The organism is Sinorhizobium sp., from assembly GCF_059070375.1.
The window spans coordinates 371439-396444 of sequence record NZ_JCACWC010000004.1; the positions used below are offsets into that span (position 1 = coordinate 371439).

Below are 25006 nucleotides of genomic sequence, written 5' to 3' on the forward strand. Positions count from 1 at the left end.
ACGACGTATATACGAGGGGAGGAGAAATGTTGAAAATCTCAAGACGGCAGTTTTCAGTCTGCTCCGCAGCGGTGGTCGGAGCGGCCTGCATGCCGTTTGCCGCCTACGCAAAGACAACGCTTAGGTTCGCAGATGTGACGACGGCGGATGCGCCGCGTTCGCAAGCGCTGGTGAACATCTTTGCGCAGCAGCTAGGACCAGAATACGACTTCAGGCCTTACTTTGGGTCGACACTGTTGAAGCAGGGCACCGAACTGGTCGCTGTCCAACGCGGCAACCTTGAAATGGCAATGCTGCCGCCGTCCGATTTTGCGAAACAGGCCCCCGAGTTCGACATCCTTGGTGCAGCTTATGTAGTTCGTGACGCCGCTCACCTTCAGTCGATTTTTCAAAGTGAGGTGGGTGAAGAGTTCCGGAAGATTGCGCGAGCGAGACTGGGCGTCGAAATCTTGGCGCCGGCCTATTACGGCGCGCGCCACGTCAATCTGAAGGGGGACAAGAAGGTCATGAAGCCGGAGGATCTTTCCGGCGTAAAGATGCGCATGCCCGGTGGTGAAAGCTGGCAATTCCTGGGCAAGGCTATTGGCGCCAACCCAGTCGCCATGGATTACGCAGAAGTCTACACCGGTCTGCAAACTGGTGCGATCGACGCGCAGGACAATCCGTTACCTAACGACAAGCTGATGAAGTTCTACGAGGTGACCGATCAGATAGTTCTTACTGGTCATAACATCGGATTTGGTCTCCTGCTAATCGGCTCATCAGTGTTCGAAGTGCTTCCGGAAGCGGAACAGAGGGGCATGCGTGAGGCCGCCAAGAAGGCTTTCGCCTGGAGTACCGAGGAGTACCTGAGGCAGGAGAAGGAATTGGTGGAGTTCTTCAAAGAGCAGGGGCTGGATGTCTACGAGCCCGACCTAGAGGCATTCCGAAGCTATGCAAAGAAGCAGTACATGGACTCGCCCCTGTCCTCCTCTTGGCCGGACGGGATGCTAGAGCGGATTGACGCACTTTAAAGGACGAGAGCGTCCGCATTCAAGGAATGCGGCCGCTCTTCAGGACATGATCTGCCCCGCTTTGAACATGCTTCGTGAGCATTGCGCGTGCGCCCGCGAGGTCTCGGTTCATGGCAAGCTCGAACAACCTCTTGTGGTCATCAACCACCGGCTGGCCTCGGAAGCTCTGGGCGAGAAGGTGATAGCGTAAGAAGCGGTCGAAGACGGACGACAGGGTGGCCATCAGGGTCGCTGAATTGCAAGCCGATACCATTGCCTGATGAAACTCCCAGTCGTACCGCACCCACTCCAAGGTTCGAGAAGCATCGCCGCCTAGAAGGCTTCGCTCCACGGCCGACAGTTTGTGGTGCGCGGAGACGAGGCGCGCTTCCCAATCAAGATCGCCAGCAGCGAAGGAGAGGCCGATGGCGTGGCACTCCAATAAGATTCGCATATCAGCTAGTTCCAGAAGTTCTCGCTGAGACGCCGGGCTTACCTCAAATCCACGTTGGCCTTCAGCGACTACCAGGTTCTCCGTGGTCAGGCGACTGAGGATCTCTCTGAGGGTTGAGACGCTTACAGAGTAGCGATCCCGTGCCTGCTCCAACTTGATCTTTGAACCTGGGGGCAGGGCCCCCGAGATCAGATCCCCCCGGATCCGACGTAAGGCGAGTTCACCTGCTGTTTCGTTTGTCATTCTCTTGGCATTGTCTTGGGCGTGTATCATGCGAAAGCTTATATATCCGATATTATGGGAAATATAGGATAAAAGTTGTTGACTCATTTTCTCGATGCGTCATTCTGTCATGCACTACATTGATTAAACGGACTATTCCGTACATTATTGCACCCATAGTGGTCAGGAGGATCGGCCATTGATGAGGAGGCCGCTGTCCATCGGATGGCAGAGAATCAACTGGGAGGAGACACTATGACTTTCAACATGACCCGCCGCTATCTTGTCGGCGCGACCATGCTGGTCGCAGCGGCATTCGCCGCACCCGTCCTGGCGCAGGACAAGCCAGTTTTGAAGTTTTCGGCTGTTTTCTCGGAGCAGGATATCCGCGCCGAGATGACCAAGATGCTGGCAGAGGATATCAAAAACGATTTCACGCTCGAGCCCTATTACGGCGGAAATCTCTTCAAGCAGGGCACGGAGCTCGTTGCGATCCAGCGTGGCAACCTCCAGATGGGCAATATCGCACCTCAGGATATTTCCAAGCAGATTCCTGAGTGGTCCGTGCTGACATCCGCATATCTGTTCCGCGACGCGGCACATCTCAGCGCCTTCTTCAACAGCGATGTCGGCGCCGAGTTCAAGAAGATGGCCGAAGACCGACTCGGCATCCACATTCTTGGACCAACCTATTTTGGCGCGCGTCAGGTCGGTTTGAAGCCGGAAAAGAAGATCACGACGCCGCAGGACATGGCCGGCATCAAGCTGCGCATGCCGGGCGGCGACGCATGGCAGTTCCTCGGGGAGGCTCTCGGCGCCAATCCAGTGCCGGTGGCCTATGCCGAGGTCTACACAGCACTTCAGACCGGTGCCATCGACGGCCAGGACAACCCTTTGCCGAACGTAAAGAACATGAAGTTCTACGAAGTGATGTCGCAGATCGTCATGACATCCCACCTGATCGGCTATGACTTGCTGGTGATCTCGAACGATGTCTGGAACGCGATGGCGCCGGAACAACAGCAGGCGTTTCAGGCCGCGGCTGACAAGGCAATGAAGTTCAGCGAAGAGAAGCATATCGCACAGGAGAAAGCGCTGCTCGAAGAGTTCAAGGCTGCGGGCCTACAGATCTACGAGCCTGACATCGAGGCTTTCCGGAAGTTCGCTCAGGAGAAGTATCTGAACTCCGACCTGGCCAAGTCATGGCCGGAAGGTATCCTGGAGAAGGTAGCCGGCCTTTGAGGCGCGGCTAACTCGCTATTGGAACATAAGGGGCGGCGGAGGCGGGATCCGAACCTCGCCCTGTCGTTTCTGGAGAAATCGACATGCCACCCAAACTGCTGGCCATCGGCGGATGGTTGAGACGGCGTGCGGAGAATCTTCTCTGCCTGATGCTTCTGGCGATGTTCATCATCTTTACGCTGCAGATCGTGTTCCGCTATGTGCTCAATCTGTCCATCGGTTGGACGCACGAAGTCAGCGTTGCTCTTTGGATATGGATCGTCCTGTTCGGATCGGCCTTCGTGGTGCGCGAGGTAGACGAGATCCGCTTTGACCTCATATGGGCGGGCGCGAGCGACCGGTCGCGGCGTGTGATGCAGATAATCTGCGCGGCAGCGTTGATCTTCCTGTTCGGCATCTCGCTGCCGGCGGTCATCGATTATGTGACTTTCATGAAGGTGGAGAGCACTGCCTACCTCAAGATCCGCTTCGATTATCTCTACTCCATCTACGTGATCTTCGCGATCGCTATGATCCTTCGATATATCTGGCTGGCTGTACAGGCTTTCCGTGGCAGGGCGCCCGACGCTTTTGATCCCACTAAAGCAGGCTCCGGCGTATGAATTTGGCAAGCCCGTTCTCCATCACCCTGGTAGTAATCACCGTGCTCGCGTTCATGGGGCTGCCGATCGGCCTGTCAATGATCAGCGGCTCGATCCTCTACCTCTGGCTTGCCGGAGCAGACATGGGAATTGCAGCCGAGCAGTTCCTCAACGGTATGTATTCGAACTACGTCATCCTGGCGGTGCCGCTGTTCATCCTGGCGGCGGAATTCATGAACGTGGGCTCCATGACGGAGCGCCTGCTCAAATTCTGCAACGTCCTCGTCGGGCGTTTCCGCGGCGGTCTCGCCCAGGTTAACATTGTCCAAAGCATCATCTTTGCCGGCATGTCCGGCTCGGCGATTGCCGATGCCGCAGGCAGCGGCAAGATGATGCAGAGTATGATGACGCGCGAAGGCCGCTACACACCGAGCTTTGCGGCCGCCCTAACCGCCGTGACCGCTGTCGTTGGCCCGATCATCCCGCCATCGATCCCGATGATCATCTATTCCCTCGTTTCTGATGCTTCCATAGGGTACCTTTTTCTAGCCGGCATGGTACCGGGGCTCTTGATGGCCGGTCTGCAAATGGTTCAGGTAGTGATCATTGCCCGGCGTAAGAATTTCCCAGTTGAAGAACCGGTGCCGCTTCGCGAGATACCGGGAATCACCATCCGGGCCTTTCCGGCGCTGATGATGCCTGTTGTGTTGCTTGGCTGCATCTATTCCGGCGTGACCACACCGACCGAGGCAGCGGCCATCGCTGCTGCTTATGCTCTCATCATATCGGTTGTTCTCTACCGCAGCATCAGCCTCAGAGACTTCTACGGCTCACTTGCGGTAAGCGCCAAATCGACGGCCTCGATCGGCATGCTGATCGCCGGCGCATTGGTCTTCAACTATGTAGTCACGATCGAAAACATTCCCCACTCAATCCGGGTTCTGCTGACCGGTTGGGACTTGAGTCCGACTGGCTTCCTGATCCTCGTGAACGTCATCCTGCTCGTTCTCGGTTGCCTGCTCGAGGGTACCGCAATCCTTCTGATCATCGTGCCGGTGTTCATACCGACAGCGCAAGCCCTTGGGATTGACCTTGTCCACTTTGGCGTTGTCGTGGTCGTCAACATTATGCTGGGCCTAGTAACGCCGCCATATGGTTTGCTGCTGTTCATCGTGGCGAAAATATCTGGAGCGCCGATCAAGAGCATCATCGTAGATGCCGCACCCTTCCTTTTCTGGATGGTGGTGTGTCTGGTCTTCATAACATTTGTGCCTGACAGCGTGCTCTGGCTGCCAAGGCTGCTTGGTTACCAGGGCTGATGGGAGTGATCATGAAGCCGATCTACATTCTGAACGGGCCTAACCTCAACCGCCTTGGCAAGCGAGAGCCTGAAATCTACGGGACGACGACACTGGCCGAAGTCGAGGCCTGGTGCCGGGAGGCGGCGGGAGATCGGCCGGTAGAGTTTCGTCAGACCAATAGCGAAGAACAGTTGATCGACTGGGTTCATGAAGCAATCGACGAGGGCGAGGGGATCATTATCAATCCTGCCGCCTTCACGTTCACCTCGGTCGCACTCCTAGACGCCCTCAAGATGTTCAAGGGGCCGATTATAGAATTTCACATCAGCAACGTTCATCGCCGCGAGCCAATTTATCACCGCTCCTATGTCTCGATGACGGCGACCACCGTCATGGCGGGGCTGGGGGCGGAGGGATACCCGCTGGCTGTGAAGGCGCTGGAGATGCTGATCCTGAAACAGATGTGATAGCGCACCACGACTCAATTTAACCATCTCGTGATGGCAGCAGAGCGCCTTCGCCACTCAGCGCCCCATTCTTCATCGCGGGTAGCGCGTCTAGTCTAAAGGAGCTGGCCCCTGCGCGGCGCGAACCAGCCGGATGTGCGCTAGAAAGATGGTGTAACGGGCGGACCCGGCCCGCCAGGCCCAGCAGGTATGCCTTTTCGGTCCAGGAGGAGCCTGTGAGCAAGCGGAGCGGTACTATGGGAACGCAGGACCGGTTGCCAGGCCTCTCCCGATGAGGTTGAGGCTTAAAGCCGCGATGGCGCTCAAACAGTACAACAAGGCGCAATGCCACGCCGACCGGCTTCGCCAGCGAAGGAGCGAACTCGAAGGACGGGCCCTCCTGCAGGAATCGGTTGAACGTCAGGCACAGAACGCGCCGGCCGCAGAGCTGGACGCACTTCTACCCAAATCTCGCATAATAGCCGAGCAGCGCTGCATGCTCATGCAACAATTGATCGAGGCTGAACGCGCCCTCATAGCAGCCTTCGAGCGTGTCTCGAGGCAATCATCGACTTCAGTTCCGAAAGACTGCTTGGTGGTGCACCTTCATTCGGGCCTCGCATTCGCTACTGTTCTGAGCGGCAACTACGGACGTCCATGTGAAATTGGGCCCACCGTCGTTCGACCTTCAAATTGCCTGCGGCTTAAAGTCACTCGGCGCGACGGGCATCACCCCCTTGAGCAGGGCGACGGATTTCTCTAACCCCTCGAGGCTATTGAGCAGCACGTCCTCGTGCTCGATCGACAGCCAGCCGTCATAGCCTGCCATCTTCAGGCGGTAGCAAAACTGTCGCCACCACTCCTCGCCGTGGCCGAAACCGAGGGTGATGTAGGACCAGCTTCGCGCCGGAATGTCCATCAGCGAACCATTTTCGAGGAGCGAAGTTGTCGCTTGAACAGGCGCGTTGAGCATCGTGTCTTTGGCATGGACGTGATAGACGGCCTCGCCAAGTGCTTCGGCGGCGACGAGGGGATCCGCCCCCATCCAGAACAGATGCGATGGATCGAGATTGGCGCCGACAATCGGGCCGACAGCCGCCCGGAGCTTCAGAAGAGAGGGAATGTTGTAGACGCACTGGTTGCCGTGAAGCTCGAGTGCGATGCGTTCGACACCGCAGTCTTCCGCGAGAACGACGATCTCCCTCCAGAAGGGTAGGAGCTCGTCCTCCCACTGGTACCGCAGGATCTCCTGCGTTTCCGGCGGCCAGGAAGAGACGACCCAGTTCGGCATCAGATCGCCGTTACGGCCTGCCGGCAGTCCGGACATGGTGCAGACGGTCTTGACGCCCATTTCGCCGGCGATGCGGATCGTGTCCTTGAGGCACTGACCCTGCTCAGGTTGGGTTGGATGCAAGGGATTGCCGTTGGCGTTCAACGCAGTGATCTCAAGCCCGCGGGTTTCGAAGGCGCGAGTGAAGGCGCGGCGAGCATCGGCGCTTGCCTTCATCGTTTTCAGGTCGAAGTGCGGAGCGGTCGACCAGCCGCCTGTGTTGACCTCCACGCCCGAGACACCGAGGCGCGCGGCGTTGTCGAGAAGCCCGTCGAAGGTCACTCCACCGAGGCTGTCGGAAACGAAGCCGAGTTTCATCTCTTTAATCCCTTAATGTTTGTAGAAAGACGGCTCTTCCGCGCTTGCAAGGGTGACACGCGCGCCCTTCACGAGGGCTTCGACGCCGGCTTCCGCGACTCGCGCTGCGCAGTAACCGTCCCAAGCGTCCGCCGCGATGGGAGAGAATTCCCCGGTCCGGACGAAATTGAGAAAGGCCTTGTTCTGAAGCCGATAGGCTTCTGCAAATCGCGGCCTCCAATCCGGCGCATAGCGCTCGTACGCCATGAGCTGGCCGTTCTGTCGCGTATGGATCGGCGCGTTGAGAAAAACTGACCCCTTTTCGCCGATGAGCTCACCGCGGACGTCATAGCCGTAGGCGGCGTTGTTGTTGATCTCGATATTGACCAACTGGCCCTTCTCGGTCTCGAGGACCATGAAGACCGGCGCTCCCGTCCTGGAAGCGTCTATCCCGGTCGGCTGGAAGACGGAGATCGCCTTGTAATCGGCGCCGAGGACGAACCGGGCAGCATCGAACTCGTGCGGGGCCGAGTTGGTGATAGCCATCTGGCCCGTGAAGTTTGCAGGCGCTTCCACGTTCCGGTGGAAATTGTGCATCATGATTGCGGCCCCGAGCGAACCGTCGTCCAAGGCCGCTTTCATTTCTCGATAGGACGGATCGAAGCGGCGCATGAAGCCGAGTTGGACGAACTGCCGGCCGCGGGACACTTCCGCCTCGATGACGTCCTGGCACTCCTTTGAGCTTTGCGAGAGTGGCTTCTCGCAAAGCACGGGCTTTCCAGCCTCAATGGCCGCAAGCGCAAGCGGCGCGTGGGTTTCGTCGGGGCTGGCAATCACAATGGCATCAACGTCATCGCGCCTTATGGTGGCAAGCGGATCGTCCGAGGCGTCACCTGTCCCGTATTCGTCGGCCGCCTTGCGCGCCCGCTCCTGCGACGCGTCGCACACAACCTGCAGCGAGGCTCCCGGAAGGTCTTCGGCGATAATGCGGGCGTGGTCGGCCCCCATGATACCCGCGCCTATGATCGCTATTCTGACAGACATTTTGAACCCTTTACTTGCGAAGCGCCCAGTGCCGCAGCGATCGGTCGCCGTAGGCAGCGAGCACCACGATGAGACCAAGGACGAGGATGAACCATTGCGGACGGACGCCCGTAACCACGAGATAGGATTGGATGGAGGACAGAACGAAGGCCCCCATCAGCGCACCTGGCAGCGAGATCCTACCCCCGGCGAGCAGGCAGCCGCCAAGCACGCAGGAAGCAATCGCCTGCAGTTCCATCAGGCGTCCCATCGAGCCGTCTGCGAAGCCAAGCTTGCCGGCCTCGAGCGTGCCAGCGAAACCCGCCAACATGCCGCACAGCACAAAAGCAGACAGTTTGATTCGATCAACGCGAACGCCACGCGAATGCGCGCTTTCGGCCGACCCGCCAACGGCGAGTAGGCGGTTGCCGAAAGGCGTTGCTTTCAACGCGACCAGGAGAATGGCGGTCAAGGTCACGAGCCAGTAGAGCGCGGTGTTGAAGCCCAGGAAGTCACCACCGCCGAGGACGAAGTAGGTCCAGCCCCTGCGTGCTGCATAGGGAATAGAGAATGAAAATCCCTCGGTCAGAGCGATGGCGATGCCGCGGAAGATCATCAGCGTCCCAAGCGTAATGATGAGGGATGGCGTGCCGGTTCGGGTAACCAGCAAGCCGTTGAACAGTCCGATCGCGGCGCCGGCCAACACTGCAGCAACTGCGGCGATCGACGGGTCAACCTGAGCCGTAAGCCAGAGATAGGCCAGCGCGCCTATGCCGAAGGTCGAACCGACGGAGATGTCGATCTCGCCCGTCCCGATCACCAGAGCGACGCCGAGACTCATCAAACCCAGCGTTGCCGTTACCTGCAGGATGGTGCCGATATTGTAGAGATTGGCCCATCGGCCGTCCGACGTTAAGGCGAAGATGACGATCAGAACGGCGCCGATCAGGAAGATCCCGATCTCCGAATGACGTCGAATGAGAGGCTTGGCGGAGGAGAGAGCCATCAGACCGCCTCCCGCTTTTCCACAACGCGCCCGCCCTGGCGGATAACCTCTTCTAGTTCTTCCGCCGTCATGGAATCGGTTGTTGCGTCTGCGACCTTTTCGCCATTCTCCATAATCACAATTCGGTCGGCGAGCCTATGTACCTGGAAGATGTCGTGGGTGATGTAGATGACGAGCAGGCCCTGCTCCTTGAGCTGGACGGCGAGCTCGTTGACGTGCTCGCGTTCGCGTACCGACAGATGGTTGGTCGGCTCGTCCATGATGACGACCCTGTTCTTGAATTCGACCGCGCGACCGATCTTCACGGACTGACGTTCTCCGCCTGACAGGCGTTCCACCTCGTCATCCGCGGAGACATTTGCACGCAAGCCGAATTGCCGGATCACGCGTGTAGACTTCTCTCGCATCTTGCTCATATCGAGGAAGGGGATGCCGAGAACACGCTTTACCGGCTCGCGTCCAAGATAGAAATTGCGCGCGATCGACAGGTTGTCGCAGAGGCCGACAGACTGCTGGATCGTCTCGATCCCCTGGTCGATCGCAAGCTTCGGGTGGAATTTCTCCACCTTATTGCCATCGAAAAAGACTTCGCCCGAGGTCGGGGCGTAAATGCCGCAAAGGACGCGGATCAGCGTCGTCTTGCCGGCGCCGTTGTCGCCGACCAGGCCAATCAGTTCGCCGGCGTGAAAGTCCACCGAGACATTCTTGAGAGCGTGGAAAGCGCCGAAGTGGAGATCAAGGTTCTTCACCTGAATGAGGGGTTTGCTGTTCGCCATTTTGATGTCCTCCCGCGTCAAACGCTGTGTCCGAGGAAACGGGCCAGTTTCTGATTGAAGATGACCGCCACGATGAGCACGAGACCGACGAAGGTGATGTACCAGGACGAGGGCGCGCCAAGAGCGATGAGTTCGTAGCGGAAGCTGACGACGATCAGAGCTCCGAGTACGGCTCCAATGATCGAGCCGCGTCCGCCAGTCAGCAGGCAGCCGCCGATGACCGCGGCAGAGATGGCCTCGAGCTCCATATTTTCGCCGAGCGTAACATGGGTTTGCGGCTGGTTGCATAGGGTCAGGATGCCGGCGAATCCGGCGAGCAGCGAGCAAAGGACGAAGGCCCAGATCTTCACTCGGTCGGTGCGAACGCCGCGCGATTCCGCGCTTTCACGGTTTCCCCCGGTGGCCAGAAGGCGATTTCCGAAGGGTGTGGCCCAGAATACGATACCGAGAACGGCTGCGACCACGACAAGCCAGAATATGGCCGCTTCGACACCGAACAGTTCGCCGCCGAACAGATGGGTCACCGGATGGATGCGTGCATCGGCTGAGAAATTGTGGACCGAGCCACCCGTCCAGACATAGATGATCCCGCGGACCGCAAAGAGGCCGCCGAGCGTCACGATCATCGACGGCAAGTGCCCCTTCACCACGGCAAACGCCTGAAGGAGGCCAACGAAGGCAGCCATGACCAGCGCTATGACGAGCGAGCCGGGTACGCCGAAACTCGGCTCCAGCGTGATGAAGGCAACGCCAGCCAGCCCGTAAACGGAGCCGACAGACAGGTCAATTTCCTTCGTCATAATGACAAGGGCCTGACCCATGGCGACAAAGGACAAGATGGCTGTGAACTGCGTGACGTTGGTGATGGTCTGGGCGGTCCACCAGCCGGAAAAGTCGATCAGGGAAAACACGACAAGCATGACGACGACGCCGATGATCGCGCCGAAGCCTTGGCTTCGCACAAGCTGTTTCATGACACTCTGCTCGCTGGTTTCAATGTGCGATATCAGGCGCAAAAATGGGTCGGGGCAGCCGGCGCTCCTCGACGCAGCCGGCCGCCCCTCCGGGAGGAACCCTTACCAGGTGTTCTGCTCGTCGTAGGCCTTGTCGCCAAAGACGCCGCGGACCAGTTCGGCCCACCTGTCTGCGTTATCCTTATTGATGATCACGGGACCGGTCAGGATATTCGACTGCGGCGCGTAACCGAACTCCTTGTTCCAGTAGAGCCATTCCATCGGCGCGTAACCCTGCAGCCAGAAGCCCTGGCTGTTCGTCGCCAGCACATGTCCGGCGCGCACCCCCTCGATCGAAACCGGACCCTCGTCAACTGTCAGGACGGTCACGCCTTTATCGTCGACATCCGGGTCGAGCTTCATCTCATTGGCGACACCCCATGCCCAAGGTGAAGACCAGCCAGCAACCGTGAAGATGTAGTTGGTGTCCGGGTTGGCTTGCAGGAAGGACTGCAAGGTATTGCGTGCCGTCGCCGGTTCGGCGCCGATAAACAGTTCATCAACCTTCGCGCCGGCCTTCTCCATTGCGTCCTTCATCCCGGCGCAACGAGCCTTAAGACCCTGGTGGGCGGAGTCATGGCTTGCGCAGACGACACGGGTCGGGTTCGGAATTTCGCCTGCTTCGGCCTTTTCAAGAGCGTATTCGCCGAGCTTCTTGCCGGTTAGATATTCGTCGCCGCCAACATAGGTCAGGTAGGGAATGCGCTCGCCCTCAGGCCGGCCGTCCGGAATATTGAAGGCGACTACCGGGATGCCGGCTTCGATGGCCTTGCGCAGTGGTCCTTCGAAGGCATCGGAACTGACGATCGGGACGGCGATGCCATCGGGCTGGGTCGAGATAGCCTGCTCGAGAAGGCGAACGTGTTCCTGGACCGAATAGTTGTTGGTGGAGATGTATTCGGTTTTGACGTTCGGATATTTCTTCTCGAACTCCTCCATCGACTTCGTCAGCCAACCCATGTTCGGATCGTTCGATCCGATGTGAGAGACCATGACGAAGCGATATTGCTTTTCGCCGTCCTGCGCATTGGCTATGCCTCCGAGTACGGTGGCGGCCGTTAAGGCAGAAAGCAGAACTGAATTTCGGATTTTCATGGGGTTCCTCCTCCGTTAGCGATGTGATTATCTGGAGTGGAATTACATCAGACAAGAAAAACGAAGGGCAATTTCTGATGTTAAACACATCAGCATCTCCACACAGACAAAAATGGTGACAAGCCGTTCAAAAGTTTGGCGTTGCAATGAACGGTGACTTCCGAGATGATGGTTTTACCATCAGTTTTAGGCGGAAACTGGAGAAAGCTGTGGTCGATCACCTGCAAAATCGGAAATGGAAAGGCCCCAAGATCCAAGAAATTGCCCAGCTCGCAGGGGTCGGTCCTGCGACAGTCGACAGGGTCCTCAACAATCGCAGCGGTGTCCGAGAACGAACTAGATCCCGCGTCCTGGGCGCACTCGAAAAGCTGAAGAACGAAAGCGTGGACCGCGACATCCCTTTGCATATTCGTCTATTTTGTGACTCTGGCGAAACCTTTAATGCAGCAATGGCGGCCGCTGTGGCCGAGATCAACCGAACCCTTGCCGGTATCGAGATCGAGGGAGATTACGTAACCACGAGCGAAGTCGAGCCTTCATCGTTTGCGCGCCGGATTGAGCAGCAGGGCAGCGCTGCGGATGGCGTCGTGGTCATCGCCCGCGAGCACCCGGCGATCAATCGAGCGATACGAAAGCTTCGGACTATCGAAATACCCGTCGTCTGCCTGACGACCGATCTGCCGAGTTCCCGTCGCAGCGTCTACATAGGGAACGATCAGTATTCTGCCGGCAGCGTGGCGGCGCTTCTGATCGGCAATGCTCTCCCAAAGGAGCGTAACAATATTCTGATCGTCATGAGCGTGGCATTCCGATGTCAGCAGGAGCGCGAGATGGGATTTCGGAGGGTGCTCCGTTCCGATTTTCCATATTTGAAGATCGAGGAACGCGTGATTTCGGACGACAGACCGGAAAGCACTTGTGAGCAGTTAACCCGCTATTTCGAGGCACATGGCCACCCGGCCGCGATCTACAATGTCGCCGGCGCCAACCGGGGCGTGGCAAAGGCACTGGAACATGCCGGAAGGGCCCGCGACACAGTCTTCGTCGGCCACGAATTGACCAACCACTCACGAAACCTGCTGGAGTCCGGCGTCATGGACTATGTCATTTCGCACGACTTCAGCGGCGAGTTGACGGCCGCAGCCAAATGGATCCATGAGAACGTCGGCGGCGTGACGGTTGAGCCGTCCTATTCGCAGATCCTGGTGCACACCCGATACAATTGCGGTCTGTAAAGCCGGCGAGCCGCGCTTCGCGCTGGAGTCGGCGGCTGTCCAGCTTGCCCTCAAGGATCCGGATTCCGGCCTGCCGGAGGAGCTGGACCGGACCGTTGCGGAGTTCGTCGAGGCTGGCGAGATCCGGAAACTTCGCGAACGGATTGAAAGAACAATCCCCAGCCCCCAGCGATCGCATATTGCCGGCATCAGACCGGCAAGCCGACCTGTTTGCGCAAGCTCTTGTCGAACGCGGACTCGGGGACGAAGCGGCGCAACAAGCGAACTTGGCCGGCCAGTTTGCCCGCGGTGTAACGCCTTCTCGGTGCCTTATCCATTGCCGCTTTGACAACGGCCTCTGCCACGACCTCGGGGTCTTCGCCTCTTTCGATGCTCTTCCGCATCTGCACTTCCATGTCAGCGCGCACCGCGTCATAAACACCTAGGGAGCGGTCGGGCTTGGTCAGGTTTTCCTGGAAGGCGGTGCGGGTATAGCCAGGCTCGACCAGCGCGACCCGAATTCCGAATGTCCGCAGTTCGTGGTCGAGCGACTCGGAATAGCCCTCAACGGCATGCTTGGTCGACGCATAGAGAGCATTGTAGGGCGACGGGATCAGGCCCAGAATGGAACTTATGTTGATGATCCTGCCCTTGCCCTGACTCCGCATGGTCGGCAACACCGCGTTGGTGACACGGAGAACGCCGAAGACGTTCACGTCGAAAAGCGCCTGTGCCTGAGCGCTTGACGACTCCTCTGCGCCGCCGAGCAGGCCAATGCCGGCATTGTTGACGAGCAGATCTATGCGATTGGCCTCGGCGAGCATCTCCTCGACCAGTTTCGTCACGGATGCGTCATCGGTTACGTCGCAAGTCAGCATAGTAATGCCGTCGGATCTTTCGGGAATGGCGCGACGGCTGGTTCCGAAGACGCGAAAGCCCGCCTTCTGCAAGGCTTTGGCCGTTGCTTGTCCGATGCCTGTCGATGCCCCAGTTACGAGGGCGACGCCAAGGTTGGCTTTGTTCATGAAAATCACTTCCTTCTTTGTGCTGGATTACGTTTCGAGGGAAAACGGGAGGGGTCAGAGCCAAGCCTTCAATCGCGAGACTCTCCGGCGCCGGCCGCCGTATCCGTCCAGCGTCGGAACACCGCGCTGGCATTGACTCCTCCAAAGCCGAAGCCATTGGAAATCGCGTAGTCCATCTCCGTCGGCCGAGCCTGGTTCGCAACGAAGTCAATCCCGTCGGCGGCCGCATCTGGAGTGTTCAAGTTGAGAGTCGGTGGGGCCATCTGGTCCCTAAGCGCCAGGATCGTGAAAATGGCTTCAAGCCCGCCGGCAGCTCCGAGTAGATGCCCGGTCGCCGACTTCGTTCCGCTGACAGCGACGCTAAAGTCAGCACCGAAAACCCGCTTGATCGCCACAATTTCACCGAGGTCGCCGACCGGCGTCGAGGTCGCGTGCGCATTGAGGTGGCGGATCTCGCGCGGCGAAATTCCGGCCTGGGCAATGGCGATCTCCATGGCGCTCCGCGCACCATCGCCGTCTTCCGGACCGGAAGTGACATGGTAAGCGTCCGCTGTCGTGCCGTAGCCGACGAGCTCTGCGAGCGGTTTCGCGCCGCGTGCAAGCGCGTGGCTCAATGCCTCTATGACAAGGATGCCGGCGCCTTCGCCCATGACGAAGCCGTCACGCAACGTGTCGAAGGGGCGCGAGGCCTCTGTCGGCCTGTCATTGAAGCTGGTGGAAAGGGAGCGTGCGGCGGCAAAACCACCGAGACTGACGATATTCATGCAGGCTTCCGTTCCCCCGCATATGGCGATGTCGGCTTCATTTGCGCGGATGAGACGGGCCGCATCACCGATCGCCTGAATGCCGGCCGCACAAGCCGTCACCGGTGCCCCGATCGGCCCTTTGAAGCCGTGGCGGATGGAAATCTGTCCCGCTGCGAGATTCACCAGGAAAGACGGTACGGTGAACGGTGAAAGACGTCGGACGCCGCGCTGATCGACCGTTCGCACCGCCTCTGTTATGGCCGGAAACCCGCCGATGCCCGAAGCAATGATCGTAGCTGTGCGCCGGCGGCTCGCTTCGGTATCGGGTCGCCAGTTCGCCTGATCGAGTGCCTCTTGTGCTGCCGCCAGTGCAAAGAGAATGAAGCGGTCGACCTTTCGCTGATCCTTTGGGGCAAAGACGATATTCGGATCGAATCCCGCCTCGGAGTCGTCTTCCAGCGAGGGAACGGTTCCACCGACCTTCGCCGGCAGGTCTCCCACCACTTCGTCCGGAAGCCGCCGGATTCCCGATTTACCCGATAAGAGTCGGGACCAGGAAGTTGTCACATTTGATCCGAGGGGGCTGACTGCTCCCATGCCTGTAATAACGATCCGTCGCATCTATCCTCCTGTTGATTCCGGTACGCCGTTAGAACCGTTCGGCTGCGCTCGGGGTTGGCGCAGTGCGACCGGCAGAAAGACCAGAAGGGCAAGTGCCGAACCCGTGGTCAGGACGACCGCAAGGGAAACAGCCGACGGAAACGGCAAGGCGCTGGCGAAGGACGCGCCGATAGCGGCGCAGCCCATCTGCATGAAACCGAGCAGCGCGGATGCCAGCCCAGCTTGTCGTCCAAAGGGGCTGAGCGCAATCGCAGTACCGAGCGGATTGATCAAACCCATCCCGAATAGATACAACGCGATGGCCATGGTGAAGGTCAGAACGGTCGGCACGGCCGCAAATGCGAACATGGCGACGCCACCAGCGAGCGCGACCAGGAGGCCCACCATGCTGATGGTACGCTGGCTCCAGCGATGCGCCAGGCGAGGGGCGAGAAATCCCGCCAGAAACACGATCAGGACCGTCGCTGCGAATGACAAGCCGAGCTGGAAGGCGGTCAGGCCGAGCTCGTTCATCAGCACGCTGGGTGCGGCCGCGAAGAAACTGTAGAGACCGCCGACGACGAGGCTCACCGCAAGCGCGGGCAACAAAAAGCGGGGATCGCCCGCCAGCCGGCCATAGGCGGCCACCACGGCCGCAGGTGCCAAAGGCGTTCTGCGACCAGCGGGATGGGTTTCGCCGACCCGGCCGAGGTAATGCAAAGCCAGCGCCGCGCCAAAGCCGGCAACGACAAGAAAAGTGACGCGCCAGCCGAACAGTTCGGCAAGGACGCTGCCGAGCAGAGGCGAAAAGCCCGGTGCCGCCGCTCCGGCAATCATGGTGAGCGCCAGAGCCCGGCCAAGCGCCTCGCCGTCGAACACGTCACGCGCGATGGCGCGCGACAGCACAGAGGCTGTGCAACCCCCCAGCGCCTGAATAACTCGGCCAAGGACCAGCAGGGACAAGCTGTCGGCGAAGGCGCAAACGATGCTGCCGGTGGCAAAGACCGCAAGGCCCCCCAGCACCAGCGATCTGCGGCCGAAGCGATCGGCGAGGGGGCCAACTGCAACCTGCCCGACGGCGAACGCAACGAAGAAACTGCTGAGCAGAAGACCGAGCTCGTGTGGGGATAACGCCAGGTCGGCGCCCATCCGTGGAAAGGCGGGAAGGATGATGTTGGTGGCGAGCGCCCCGAGTGCCGCCAGGCTGGCAAGCAGGAACAGGGTTCCGCCCGTCAGGCGGCGTTCGGAAGGCGTGGGGTTTACGATTGAAACCGTAGACATTACGGCTTCCTGCCCACGACAAGGCAGGTCGACGTGCCATGCGCGTAGATCCGACCTTGAGCGTCCTCGATGCTGCCTTCCAGCGTGATGACGGTCCGGCCGCGGGACACCACGTGGCCGGTCACACGCATTTCGCCGGAATCGGCGAAGATCGGGCGGACAAACTTGGCGGTGGTTTCGTGTGACGGACAGGTTTCGCCGACCGAGAGCGTCGTCTGGGCGGCAAGCGCCATGACGGTGTCGAGCATCATCATGATCCAGCCGCCGTGAACCGTATTCGTCAGGTTGGAAAAGCGCGGCTCGGGTCTGGCCAGCAGCCCGACCTTTCCTTCTTCCGGAGGGAGCAAGGTGAACGGGAGTATTTCCGCCATCGGTGGTCGGCGGATGCTCCCGTCCGCCAGTTTCGCAACGAGCTCCAGCCCCGAGCAGAGCTCCTGGTCGGCAGTTGCGCCGTGCGCTTCGGCCTGACGCATCGTCATTGGCGAGCTCCCGGTTCTGCATCCCCCGCAGACGACATCAGCACGCTCTCGGCGGCCGCCTCCAGGAACCGCTTCGACATCTGCTCGTCGTTGACAGCGCGCGAGAGGAGCACCGCACCGACCATCGTCGACAGAATGGCCATCGCTTTGCCGTCCGCCTCCTCGCTGTCGGTCGCGCCAATCCAATTACCGAGCATTTCAAGGTATTCCCTGATCCCGGCTTCGAATGACGCTTTCACGTCGACGCCTTGCCTGGCAGCATCCGAGCCGAGTGCAACGACAGGGCAGCCGTCCATCTTCTCTTCTCGATGTGCCATGCTGAGATAGAATGCGACCACCGCGCCAAAGGGATCCTGCGGATTGGCCGCGGCAGCAGCGGACCATCGACGAAAGGCGCTCTCCAGCGCCCGCCTGGACGCCTGCGCCGCCAGATCGTCCTTGGATTCGAACTGCTTGTAGAAGCCACCTTGGGTCAGGCCGGCTCCCTTCATCAGATCCTTGAGCCCGATGCCATCAAAACCGTGCTTTCGGAAAAGCCGGCTCGCCACATCGATGACCGCTTCGCGATTTGCCTCCGCCTGGGCGCGACTAACTCTCATGTTCGACCTCGAAATTAGATTTCACTTGACATCTATACCACGTTTAGATTTAGATCGCAATCCAAATAGAGGCGGCACCCGCCAACAAGGGTCATCGGACATGAACCGCAAATTTCTTCTCACATCGATCGGCCTTGTGGCTGCCGCCGGGGGCGCGGCGTTCGCCTTCGTTTTCGAAACGCCAGCACGGGATGCGGAGGCCGCCGATCCCCGCCTCGCGTCACCGCTTGTAAGAATGGCTGAAGCCACCAGACCGGTAAGCGCCGAGCGGGCCTTTACAGGTACGATCGCCGCCCGAGTGCAGAGCAATCTTGGCTTTCGCGTATCTGGCAAAATCGTTGAGCGAATGATCGACGTCGGTCAGCAGGTCAAGGCGGGTCAAGCTCTGATGCGCATCGACGAAACCGATTTGCGTCTTGCGCTGACTGCCAAGCGCAATGCGGTCGCGGCGGCCCGCGCGGTCCTCGTTCAGGCAAGCGCGGACGAGAGGCGCTATGCCGCTCTTGTCAAAGGCGGAGTCGCTGCTACTCCCCAGCGTTACGAGCAGGCCAAGGCGGCGCGCGACACCGCCGCGGCGCAACTCGCCGTCGCGGAAGCGGAAGCCAAAGTCGCAGAGAATGAAGCGACCTACTCGGTCCTTGTGGCGGATGCGGACGGAACGGTGGTCGCGACGCTCGGCGAACCCGGACAGGTCATCGCGGCGGGACAGACGGTAGTCCAACTCGCGCATGCAGGCCCGCGCGAGGCCCTGGTCGCGCTACCCGAAACCGTCCGTCCCGCGATCGGTTCAGACGCCGAAGCAAGTGTCTATGGAAGTGATGGGCGGCGCGGAAGAGCGCGTCTGCGGCAGATCTCCGATGCCGCTGATCCTCAGACCCGCACATACGAAGCGCGTTACGTGCTCGATGGCGACGCCGCCTCGGCGCCGCTTGGTGCGACGGTTACGATCAGCATCCTAAACGGAGAGGGGCAGTCCGAGGTCGCGGTGCCGGTCGCCGCGGTGTTGAATGACGGCAGCCGGACCGGGGTTTGGGTTGTCGATCAAGCCGCTGCCACCGTTCACTTCGCTCCCGTCGAGGTCAAACGGCTTGGTGAAGAAACAGCATTTGTCACCGGGATCGAGTCTGGGGAGCAGGTCGTCGCCCTCGGGGCGCATCTCCTCAATGATGGCGCGTCCGTCAGGACCGAGCTCAAGGCGGAGGTGTCCAACCGATGAGCTTCAATCTTTCCGCGCTCGCGGTTCGCGAGCGAGCCGTCACCTTGTTCTTCATTGTTCTGCTGGCCGCTGCCGGCGTCTACGCGTTCATCAATCTTGGGCGCGCGGAAGATCCCTCTTTCACCATCAAGACCCTGACGGTCACTACCGTATGGCCAGGCGCTACGGCGCGGGAAATGCAGGATCTTGTCGCGGAGCCGCTCGAAAAGCGCATCCAGGAACTGACCTGGTACGATCGCGTTGAGACGACGACAAGGCCGGGCTACGCCTACCTGACCGTGACGCTGAAAGACAGCACGCCGGCCACGGCTGTCGAAGAGGAGTTCTATCAGGCGCGCAAGAAGTTGGGGGACGAAGCCCGCAACCTGCCTTCTGGCGTCTTCGGCCCCTTCGTAAACGATGAATATTCGGACGTGAGCTTCGCGCTTTATGCGCTAAAGGCCAAGGGCATGCCCATGCGCGAGCTTGTGCGGCAGGCAGAGGTGATCCGTCAGGATCTTCTGCACGTTCCGGGCGTCAAAAAGATCAACATTTTGGGGGAGCGACCGGAACAGATCTTTGTCGAGTTCTCGTATGCCAAGCTCGCGACCCTTGGCATTTCAGCACAGGACATCGCTGCGGCTTTGCAAAGGCAAAACACCGTGACGCCGGCAGGCTCGATTGATACACGCGGGCCGCAGGTCTTTATCCGGTTCGATGGCGCCTACAATAGTGTGCAGGCAATTGCCGACACGCCGATCGTCGCTGCCGGACGCACGTTGAAACTCTCTGATTTCGCGGAGGTGCGGCGCGGCTATCAAGACCCCGCGACCTACATTATCCGCCATGAAGGCGAGCCCGCCATCATGTTGGGCGCGGTGATGCAGCAGGGCTGGAACGGTCTGGAACTCGGAAAGGCGCTCGAAGAAAGATCTGCCGCGATCGCTCAGACGCTGCCGCTCGGTATGACCCTCGCCAAAGTCAGCGACCAGGCCGTCAATATCGACGCTGCGGTCGGCGAGTTCATGCTGAAGTTTGCCATGGCGCTCGGGGTTGTGTTGCTCGTGAGCCTGCTCAGCCTAGGTTGGCGTGTCGGGATCGTCGTGGCACTGGCCGTTCCGCTGACGCTTGCCGTCGTCTTCCTCATCATGCTGGAAACCGGCCGGTTCTTCGATCGCATCACACTCGGCGCTCTTATCCTTGCGCTCGGCCTTCTCGTCGACGACGCCATCATCGCCATTGAGGTGATGGTGGTGAAGATGGAAGAGGGCATGGACCGCATCAAGGCGGCCGCCTATGCCTGGAGCCATACGGCAGCACCGATGCTCTCCGGTACACTCGTGACCATCATCGGACTAATGCCCGTTGGTTTCGCCAGATCAACCGCCGGCGAGTACGCCGGCAACATCTTCTGGGTCGTGGGTTTCGCTCTCATCGTTTCCTGGATCGTCGCGGTGATCTTCACGCCTTACCTCGGCGTCAAGATGCTGCCGGCGATCAAACCAGTCGAGGGCGGCCACCACGCTATCTACGACACGCCGAATTACCGGCGCCTGCGGGGGGTCATCAGGTTTGCCGTGCGCCACAAGTTCATCACGTGCGCGGTCGTCGGCGTCGTCATGGCTCTTTCGGTTGTTGGAATGGGAGGGGTGAAACAGCAGTTCTTCCCGACGTCAGATCGTCCCGAGGTGCTGGTCGAAGTCCGCATGCCCGAAGGTACGAGCATCGAGACGACGACAGCCGCGGTCGAGAAGGTCGAAAGCTGGCTGCAAAACCAGCCCGAGGCAAAGATCGTCACTAGCTATGTCGGGCAGGGCGCTCCCCGCTTCTTCTTTGCGATGGCACCGGAATTGCCGGACCCCGCTTTCGCCAAGATCGTTGTGCTCACCCCTGACTCTCACGCGCGCGAGGCTTTGAAGCTGCGCCTTCGGGCTGCCGTTTCAGACGGACTGGTTCCCGAAGCCTACGTCCGTGTCACCCAGCTTGTGTTTGGTCCGTATACGCCGTTTCCGGTCGAGTTCCGCATCATGGGGCCGGATCCTGCGCAATTGTACCAGATCTCCGAGAAAGCCCTTGAATTCATGAAAGGTGTACCGGACGTCCGTCAGGCAAACCGCGACTGGGGCAATCGTACGCCCGTGCTTCGCTTTGTCCCCGACCAGGACCGGCTCAATCTGATTGGCCTTTCGCCGGCTGAGGCAGCCCAGCAGATGCAGTTGCTGCTGAGTGGCATTCCGGTGACGCAGGTTCGCGAGAACATCCGCAACGTGCCCGTCGTCGCACGCAGTGCTGGCCAGAGCCGTCTCGATCCGGCGAGGCTCGCCGACTTCTCGCTGATGAGCAGGGACGGCCGTCAGGTTCCGCTCGATCAGATCGGCCATTCCGAAATCCGGTTTGAGGAACCGATCATGAAGCGTCGCGATCGAACGCCGGTGATCACGATCCGATCGGACATTAACGAGGCGACGCAGCCCCCGGAAGTCTCACAGCAGATCATGAAAGCACTTCAGCCGTTGATCGCCTCGCTCCCCGTCGGATATCGCATCGAGATGGGTGGAAACATCGAGGAATCGCTCAAGGCCAATGTCGCGCTGGTCAAAATCTTCCCGGCCATGATTGCCGCCATGCTGATCGTCATCATTCTCCAGGTTCGCAGCCTCTCAACGATGACCATGGTCATGTTGACGGCACCGCTCGGTCTTGCCGGGGTGGTTCCGGTGTTGCTCCTCTTCAATCAGCCTTTCGGCTTCAATGCCATTCTGGGATTGATAGGACTGGCGGGAATCCTGATGCGCAACACCTTGATTCTGACCGAACAGATCAAAGAGAACCAAATGGCGGGCCTCGACGACTATCACGCCGTTATCGAGGCGACGGTACAGCGGACACGCCCGGTTATCCTGACCGCACTTGCCGCCGTCCTTGCCTTCATTCCGCTTACCCATTCGGTGTTTTGGGGATCGATGGCCTATACGCTGATCGGCGGCACGGCGGTCGGCACGGTGATGATCCTGCTCTTCCTTCCGGCACTGTACGCGGCGTGGTTCAGGATCAGGCCGACTGCAGATGACATCCATGAGGAGCCGACTGGGGAGCCGGAATTGCGAATAGCAATGGCTGCCGAGTAGCGTCTGTCGCGGGCTCGATGGCCTTGCCCGAACGCGAGCTGGGCCAGCCTCGCGACTCTACCGCTCGCAGAGGCGACACGGCCGGACCGTTTCGTTCATCCAATCTGGGGACATCTATGGATTATCCGAACCGACCGGGGGCAGATACCGAGCGCATGCGTGCGCGCATCCTGGAGGTGGCGGAGGAGCACTTCCGCCGCATAGGTCATCATAAGACTTCGGTAGCCGACATTGCCTCCGAACTCGCCATGAGCCGGGCGAATGTCTACCGCTTCTTTCCTTCGAGGGATGCAATCCAGGAATCCATCTGCAGGCAAATCTTGAACGGTACCGCCGAGGTCGCCCTTACCATCGCATGCAGGAGCGCGCCGCCCTCGGAGAAACTCGAGGAACTCCTGACCGCCGTTCACCACCACAACATGACGAAACTGCTCAACGACAAGCGCATGCACGACCTGATTGTAGCGGCCATGCAGGAGAACCGGCCGGTCACCAAGGCGCATGCTGAGCAGATGGTGACAATCTTCGAGACAATCATCCGCGAGGGCATCGAAACGGGTGAGTTCGAGATCGAAGATCCCGCCGCAGCGGCGCGCGCAGTAAACTCCGCATTCATGCCGTTCTTCCATCCGGTTCTGATCGAGCACCGCCTTCGACAAGGAGAAGATACCGAAGCTGGCCCGCGTGAGCAAATTCGGTTCATCCTAAAGGCCCTCGGAAGGTCCGACCATGCCCGCCGGATGCGGACCTAGCCGCCTCAGGATTTGGCAGTGGGCTTGGGGTCGAGAACTCCCCTTCATCAGCGTCGCGGGTGGGTCGGTCTTTCCGGTTCCCATCCGTCGCGAGAGGGTGGAGGGCGGAAGTTCACTACGCGATGGGCGAACGGGAAGCCGTCATCGCGCCGCCGCGTCGAACATGCGCAGATGCATTCAACCAGCAAAGACGCGCCGGGGGCGAAGGCGCGAGCGATGGCAGGGCGCGGCGGAGCGAGCGCAGGATCCTGCTCGGCTTCGACCACCAGCCGCGATAGCCATTTTCTCGGACAAAGCGGCCAATCGGGCCGAAATCAACAATACAGTCGCCAGGCACAGCGAACATCGCGTTGCGCACGCCGGCATTGATGCTGAGGTCGCTCGCTTGGATATCGCGGATTACTCGGACCGCGAACGTCCTTCAGATGAATGTGAACGACCCGATCACCGAAGCGCTCGATCACCAGGACATAGTCAAATCCGGCCGCGATGGCATATCCGGGTGTCGAGAAGCAGGCCAGTTTACGGCCCTGTCGTGCCAAAATATCTGAAATTCCGTCGAAGGCTCTGCGATCACCATCAGGTTTTTGGTGATAGGCAAGTTTGAGATCGTACTCTCCCGCCAGACGCTTGGCGAACTCAGTCAGCCACGCGGCATATGCGACCATGTCCGTCTTCGGCATGGTCATGCGGTGCGGCATCGGCGCATCGAGCGGCGATCCCCGCGTCATCATTGTGACCTCGCCGTAGACCATCACCTTGCAATCCATCTCGCGCAGAAGTTCGGCATCGCGGGCAACGGCTTTCATTTCTTCGCCGCCGCCGCGTTCGGCCTGTTCTCCCGAATGCCAGCCGGACGCCAAGGCGAGGCCATAGCTTGCAAGAAGCGGTCGCTAGGTTGCGGGATCTCGCGGGAATTCTTGTCCGAGTTCGGCGCCTTGGGGACCGATCTCGGCTGCGTCGCTCAGGATGTCTCGAGCGAGATGTCGGCACCAAGGTTCTCACGCACGTCATTGGTCCAGGACAGCGGACTGACGGCAAGACGCACGCCGGCGGGCAAGGCGATGGCTTTTCGTGGGATCATATTGTTCTCGCATGGCTGGATTCTTTGAGCGGTGGGGCGCTTCCCGAACTCGAGAAATGTCGGTCTCGCCAATGACTCCGGCTTATGTGGAATTGCGCACGACAAGGGCGCCCGGCATTGTCACGGTCTCGGGCTCCCGCCGTCCCGTGATCATCCCGACGATCACCTCAACCATTTGGTCGCGGGGCTGCTCGTAGGTAGTGAGGCTGTAGGCGGACGATCCACAGAGCTCGTAGTTGTCAAAGCCGACGACGGCCATGTCTGCCGGGACGCGCAACCCAAAACGGCCGCGGATCTCATCCATCGCTCCGAGCGCCAAGATGTCGTTTTCGCACATCAGGACGTCGACTCGGTCCGCGGGTTCGGTCTGCTTGAGGTAGCCGCGGACGGCCTCGGCCCCGGCTTCGGCGCTGTATTTCTCAGCCGAGAACACCGCGACGTCGTCCACGCCCTTCTCCCCCCAGAAATCGACGAAATGCTGTCGGCGTCTCAACGCCGTCGACAAGACTGTCGCGCCCGTCATGAAGCCGGGACGCCGGTATCCTCTTTCAAAGAGATGATCGACGATCTCGCGCAGCCCCAGTTCGGCATCGCAAGTTACTGCCGGGACGCCATCGATCTGGCTGTCTCTAGCCAGCACGAACATGGGGGGCGTTCCACGGCCCATTTGCAGATCGCTCAGCGTCTCGCTGCGAAACGCCGTTCCGAACAGGATGACGGCGTCGACCTGGCGCTGATCGGCGTGAAGCAATGCATGCACATGGTCGAAGTGGGTGTTGATATTGATAAGCACGGCGACCAGCCCCTCCGCCTGCAGCCGTTCGGTCAAAGTCTCCAGGAACGGCAGCTTCTGAGGATTGGCAAAATCGTCGACGAACACTGCCACCTGACGGGTGGAATTTGTCGCGAGACTGCGGGCAAGCAGGTTCGGCGTGTAGTTGAGCGCCGCCGCCGCCTCGAGAACCTTGCGCTTGCTTTCCTCCGCAATCGAGGCGCCTGGGGTGAAAGCCCGTATGACCGTCCACTTCGAGACACCCGCGGCATCCGCCACTTCCCTCGCTGTCGCCCGCTTTCGCATAGAGCCTCCTGAAAATGGAACTGATATTCCATTCATTGATTAAAATG

The 25006-nt window shown here is 59.8% G+C and carries 23 protein-coding genes; 9 read left to right on the forward strand and 14 right to left on the reverse strand.

All coding sequences use genetic code 11. From position 1 onward, the window contains the following. Window positions 1–26: 26 nt before the first annotated feature. The gene (gene dctP / locus AC5J09_RS28050; protein WP_494299094.1) at window positions 27–1013 is read left to right on the forward strand and encodes a TRAP transporter substrate-binding protein DctP; all 987 of its coding nucleotides are present in this window, start codon (window positions 27–29) and stop codon (window positions 1011–1013) included. Between the two features lie 19 nt (window positions 1014–1032). On the opposite strand, the gene AC5J09_RS28055 is transcribed toward dctP (AC5J09_RS28050), so the two are convergent. Further along, entirely contained in the window at window positions 1033–1689 is a 657-nt protein-coding gene (locus AC5J09_RS28055) for a GntR family transcriptional regulator (protein ID WP_494299095.1), read from the reverse strand. 234 nt (window positions 1690–1923) lie between these two features. Here AC5J09_RS28055 and dctP (AC5J09_RS28060) point away from each other — a divergent pair, with 234 nt between their 5' ends. From dctP (AC5J09_RS28060) to AC5J09_RS28075, 4 genes are all read left to right on the forward strand, one after another. Further along, entirely contained in the window at window positions 1924–2910 is a 987-nt protein-coding gene (dctP, locus tag AC5J09_RS28060; protein ID WP_494299096.1) for a TRAP transporter substrate-binding protein DctP, read from the forward strand. Window positions 2911–2993: 83 nt separating this feature from the next. Next, entirely contained in the window at window positions 2994–3512 is a 519-nt protein-coding gene (locus tag AC5J09_RS28065) for a TRAP transporter small permease (RefSeq protein WP_494299098.1), read from the forward strand. Next, a complete protein-coding gene (locus AC5J09_RS28070; protein ID WP_494299099.1) occupies window positions 3509–4810 on the forward strand; it encodes a TRAP transporter large permease in 1302 nt (433 codons plus the stop codon). The genes AC5J09_RS28065 and AC5J09_RS28070 overlap by 4 nt, the downstream gene beginning before the upstream one ends. Window positions 4811–4821: 11 nt before the next feature. Continuing rightward, window positions 4822–5259, forward strand: a complete 438-nt coding sequence (locus AC5J09_RS28075; protein ID WP_494299100.1) for a type II 3-dehydroquinate dehydratase — start codon at window positions 4822–4824, stop codon at window positions 5257–5259. A 667-nt stretch (window positions 5260–5926) separates the two neighbouring features. On the opposite strand, the gene AC5J09_RS28080 is transcribed toward AC5J09_RS28075, so the two are convergent. The 6 genes from AC5J09_RS28080 to AC5J09_RS28105 all read right to left on the reverse strand — a co-directional run bounded on the left by AC5J09_RS28080 (window position 5927) and on the right by AC5J09_RS28105 (window position 11778). Further along, the gene (locus tag AC5J09_RS28080) at window positions 5927–6886 is read right to left on the reverse strand and encodes a sugar phosphate isomerase/epimerase family protein (protein ID WP_494299101.1); all 960 of its coding nucleotides are present in this window, start codon (window positions 6884–6886) and stop codon (window positions 5927–5929) included. Between the two features lie 12 nt (window positions 6887–6898). Next, complete coding sequence (locus AC5J09_RS28085; protein WP_494299102.1) at window positions 6899–7909, reverse strand: Gfo/Idh/MocA family oxidoreductase; 1011 nt, start codon at window positions 7907–7909, stop codon at window positions 6899–6901. Window positions 7910–7919: 10 nt separating this feature from the next. Next, a complete protein-coding gene (locus tag AC5J09_RS28090) occupies window positions 7920–8894 on the reverse strand; it encodes an ABC transporter permease (RefSeq protein WP_494299103.1) in 975 nt (324 codons plus the stop codon). Beyond that, window positions 8894–9670, reverse strand: a complete 777-nt coding sequence (locus AC5J09_RS28095) for an ATP-binding cassette domain-containing protein (protein ID WP_494299104.1) — start codon at window positions 9668–9670, stop codon at window positions 8894–8896. The genes AC5J09_RS28090 and AC5J09_RS28095 overlap by 1 nt, the downstream gene beginning before the upstream one ends. Before the next feature lie 17 nt (window positions 9671–9687). Then, complete coding sequence (locus AC5J09_RS28100) at window positions 9688–10644, reverse strand: ABC transporter permease (protein WP_494299105.1); 957 nt, start codon at window positions 10642–10644, stop codon at window positions 9688–9690. Between the two features lie 102 nt (window positions 10645–10746). Continuing rightward, entirely contained in the window at window positions 10747–11778 is a 1032-nt protein-coding gene (locus tag AC5J09_RS28105; protein WP_494299106.1) for a sugar ABC transporter substrate-binding protein, read from the reverse strand. 146 nt (window positions 11779–11924) lie between these two features. Here AC5J09_RS28105 and AC5J09_RS28110 point away from each other — a divergent pair, with 146 nt between their 5' ends. Continuing rightward, on the forward strand, window positions 11925–13013 hold the full coding sequence (locus tag AC5J09_RS28110; RefSeq protein WP_494299107.1) for a LacI family DNA-binding transcriptional regulator: 1089 nt from the start codon (window positions 11925–11927) through the stop codon (window positions 13011–13013). 188 nt (window positions 13014–13201) lie between these two features. Here AC5J09_RS28110 and AC5J09_RS28115 read toward each other — a convergent pair whose 3' ends face one another. The 5 genes from AC5J09_RS28115 to AC5J09_RS28135 form a co-directional block, all read right to left on the reverse strand. Further along, window positions 13202–14017, reverse strand: coding sequence for an oxidoreductase (locus tag AC5J09_RS28115; RefSeq protein WP_494299109.1), 816 nt, complete (start codon window positions 14015–14017; stop codon window positions 13202–13204). Window positions 14018–14085: 68 nt separating this feature from the next. Next, entirely contained in the window at window positions 14086–15384 is a 1299-nt protein-coding gene (fabF, locus tag AC5J09_RS28120; RefSeq protein WP_494299110.1) for a beta-ketoacyl-ACP synthase II, read from the reverse strand. Next, window positions 15385–16644, reverse strand: coding sequence for a multidrug effflux MFS transporter (locus tag AC5J09_RS28125; RefSeq protein ID WP_494299111.1), 1260 nt, complete (start codon window positions 16642–16644; stop codon window positions 15385–15387). It lies immediately after the preceding gene. Further along, a complete protein-coding gene (locus AC5J09_RS28130; protein ID WP_494299112.1) occupies window positions 16644–17123 on the reverse strand; it encodes a PaaI family thioesterase in 480 nt (159 codons plus the stop codon). The genes AC5J09_RS28125 and AC5J09_RS28130 overlap by 1 nt, the downstream gene beginning before the upstream one ends. Then, entirely contained in the window at window positions 17120–17722 is a 603-nt protein-coding gene (locus tag AC5J09_RS28135; RefSeq protein ID WP_324765225.1) for a TetR/AcrR family transcriptional regulator, read from the reverse strand. The genes AC5J09_RS28130 and AC5J09_RS28135 overlap by 4 nt, the downstream gene beginning before the upstream one ends. A gap of 100 nt (window positions 17723–17822) precedes the next feature. Here AC5J09_RS28135 and AC5J09_RS28140 point away from each other — a divergent pair, with 100 nt between their 5' ends. From AC5J09_RS28140 to AC5J09_RS28150, 3 genes are all read left to right on the forward strand, one after another. Continuing rightward, window positions 17823–18938, forward strand: coding sequence for an efflux RND transporter periplasmic adaptor subunit (locus AC5J09_RS28140; protein WP_494299144.1), 1116 nt, complete (start codon window positions 17823–17825; stop codon window positions 18936–18938). Beyond that, window positions 18935–22045, forward strand: coding sequence for an efflux RND transporter permease subunit (locus AC5J09_RS28145; RefSeq protein WP_494299114.1), 3111 nt, complete (start codon window positions 18935–18937; stop codon window positions 22043–22045). Before AC5J09_RS28140 ends, AC5J09_RS28145 begins: the two co-directional genes overlap by 4 nt. 116 nt (window positions 22046–22161) lie before the next feature. Then, window positions 22162–22797 carry a TetR/AcrR family transcriptional regulator gene (locus tag AC5J09_RS28150; protein ID WP_494299116.1) on the forward strand — a complete coding sequence of 212 codons (636 nt, stop codon included), beginning with the start codon at window positions 22162–22164 and terminating at the stop codon, window positions 22795–22797. A gap of 314 nt (window positions 22798–23111) precedes the next feature. Here AC5J09_RS28150 and AC5J09_RS28155 read toward each other — a convergent pair whose 3' ends face one another. Beyond that, window positions 23112–23606, reverse strand: a complete 495-nt coding sequence (locus AC5J09_RS28155; RefSeq protein WP_494299117.1) for a hypothetical protein — start codon at window positions 23604–23606, stop codon at window positions 23112–23114. Window positions 23607–23963: 357 nt separating this feature from the next. Further along, window positions 23964–24959 carry a LacI family DNA-binding transcriptional regulator gene (locus AC5J09_RS28160; protein ID WP_494299119.1) on the reverse strand — a complete coding sequence of 332 codons (996 nt, stop codon included), beginning with the start codon at window positions 24957–24959 and terminating at the stop codon, window positions 23964–23966. Window positions 24960–25006 lie beyond the last annotated feature (47 nt).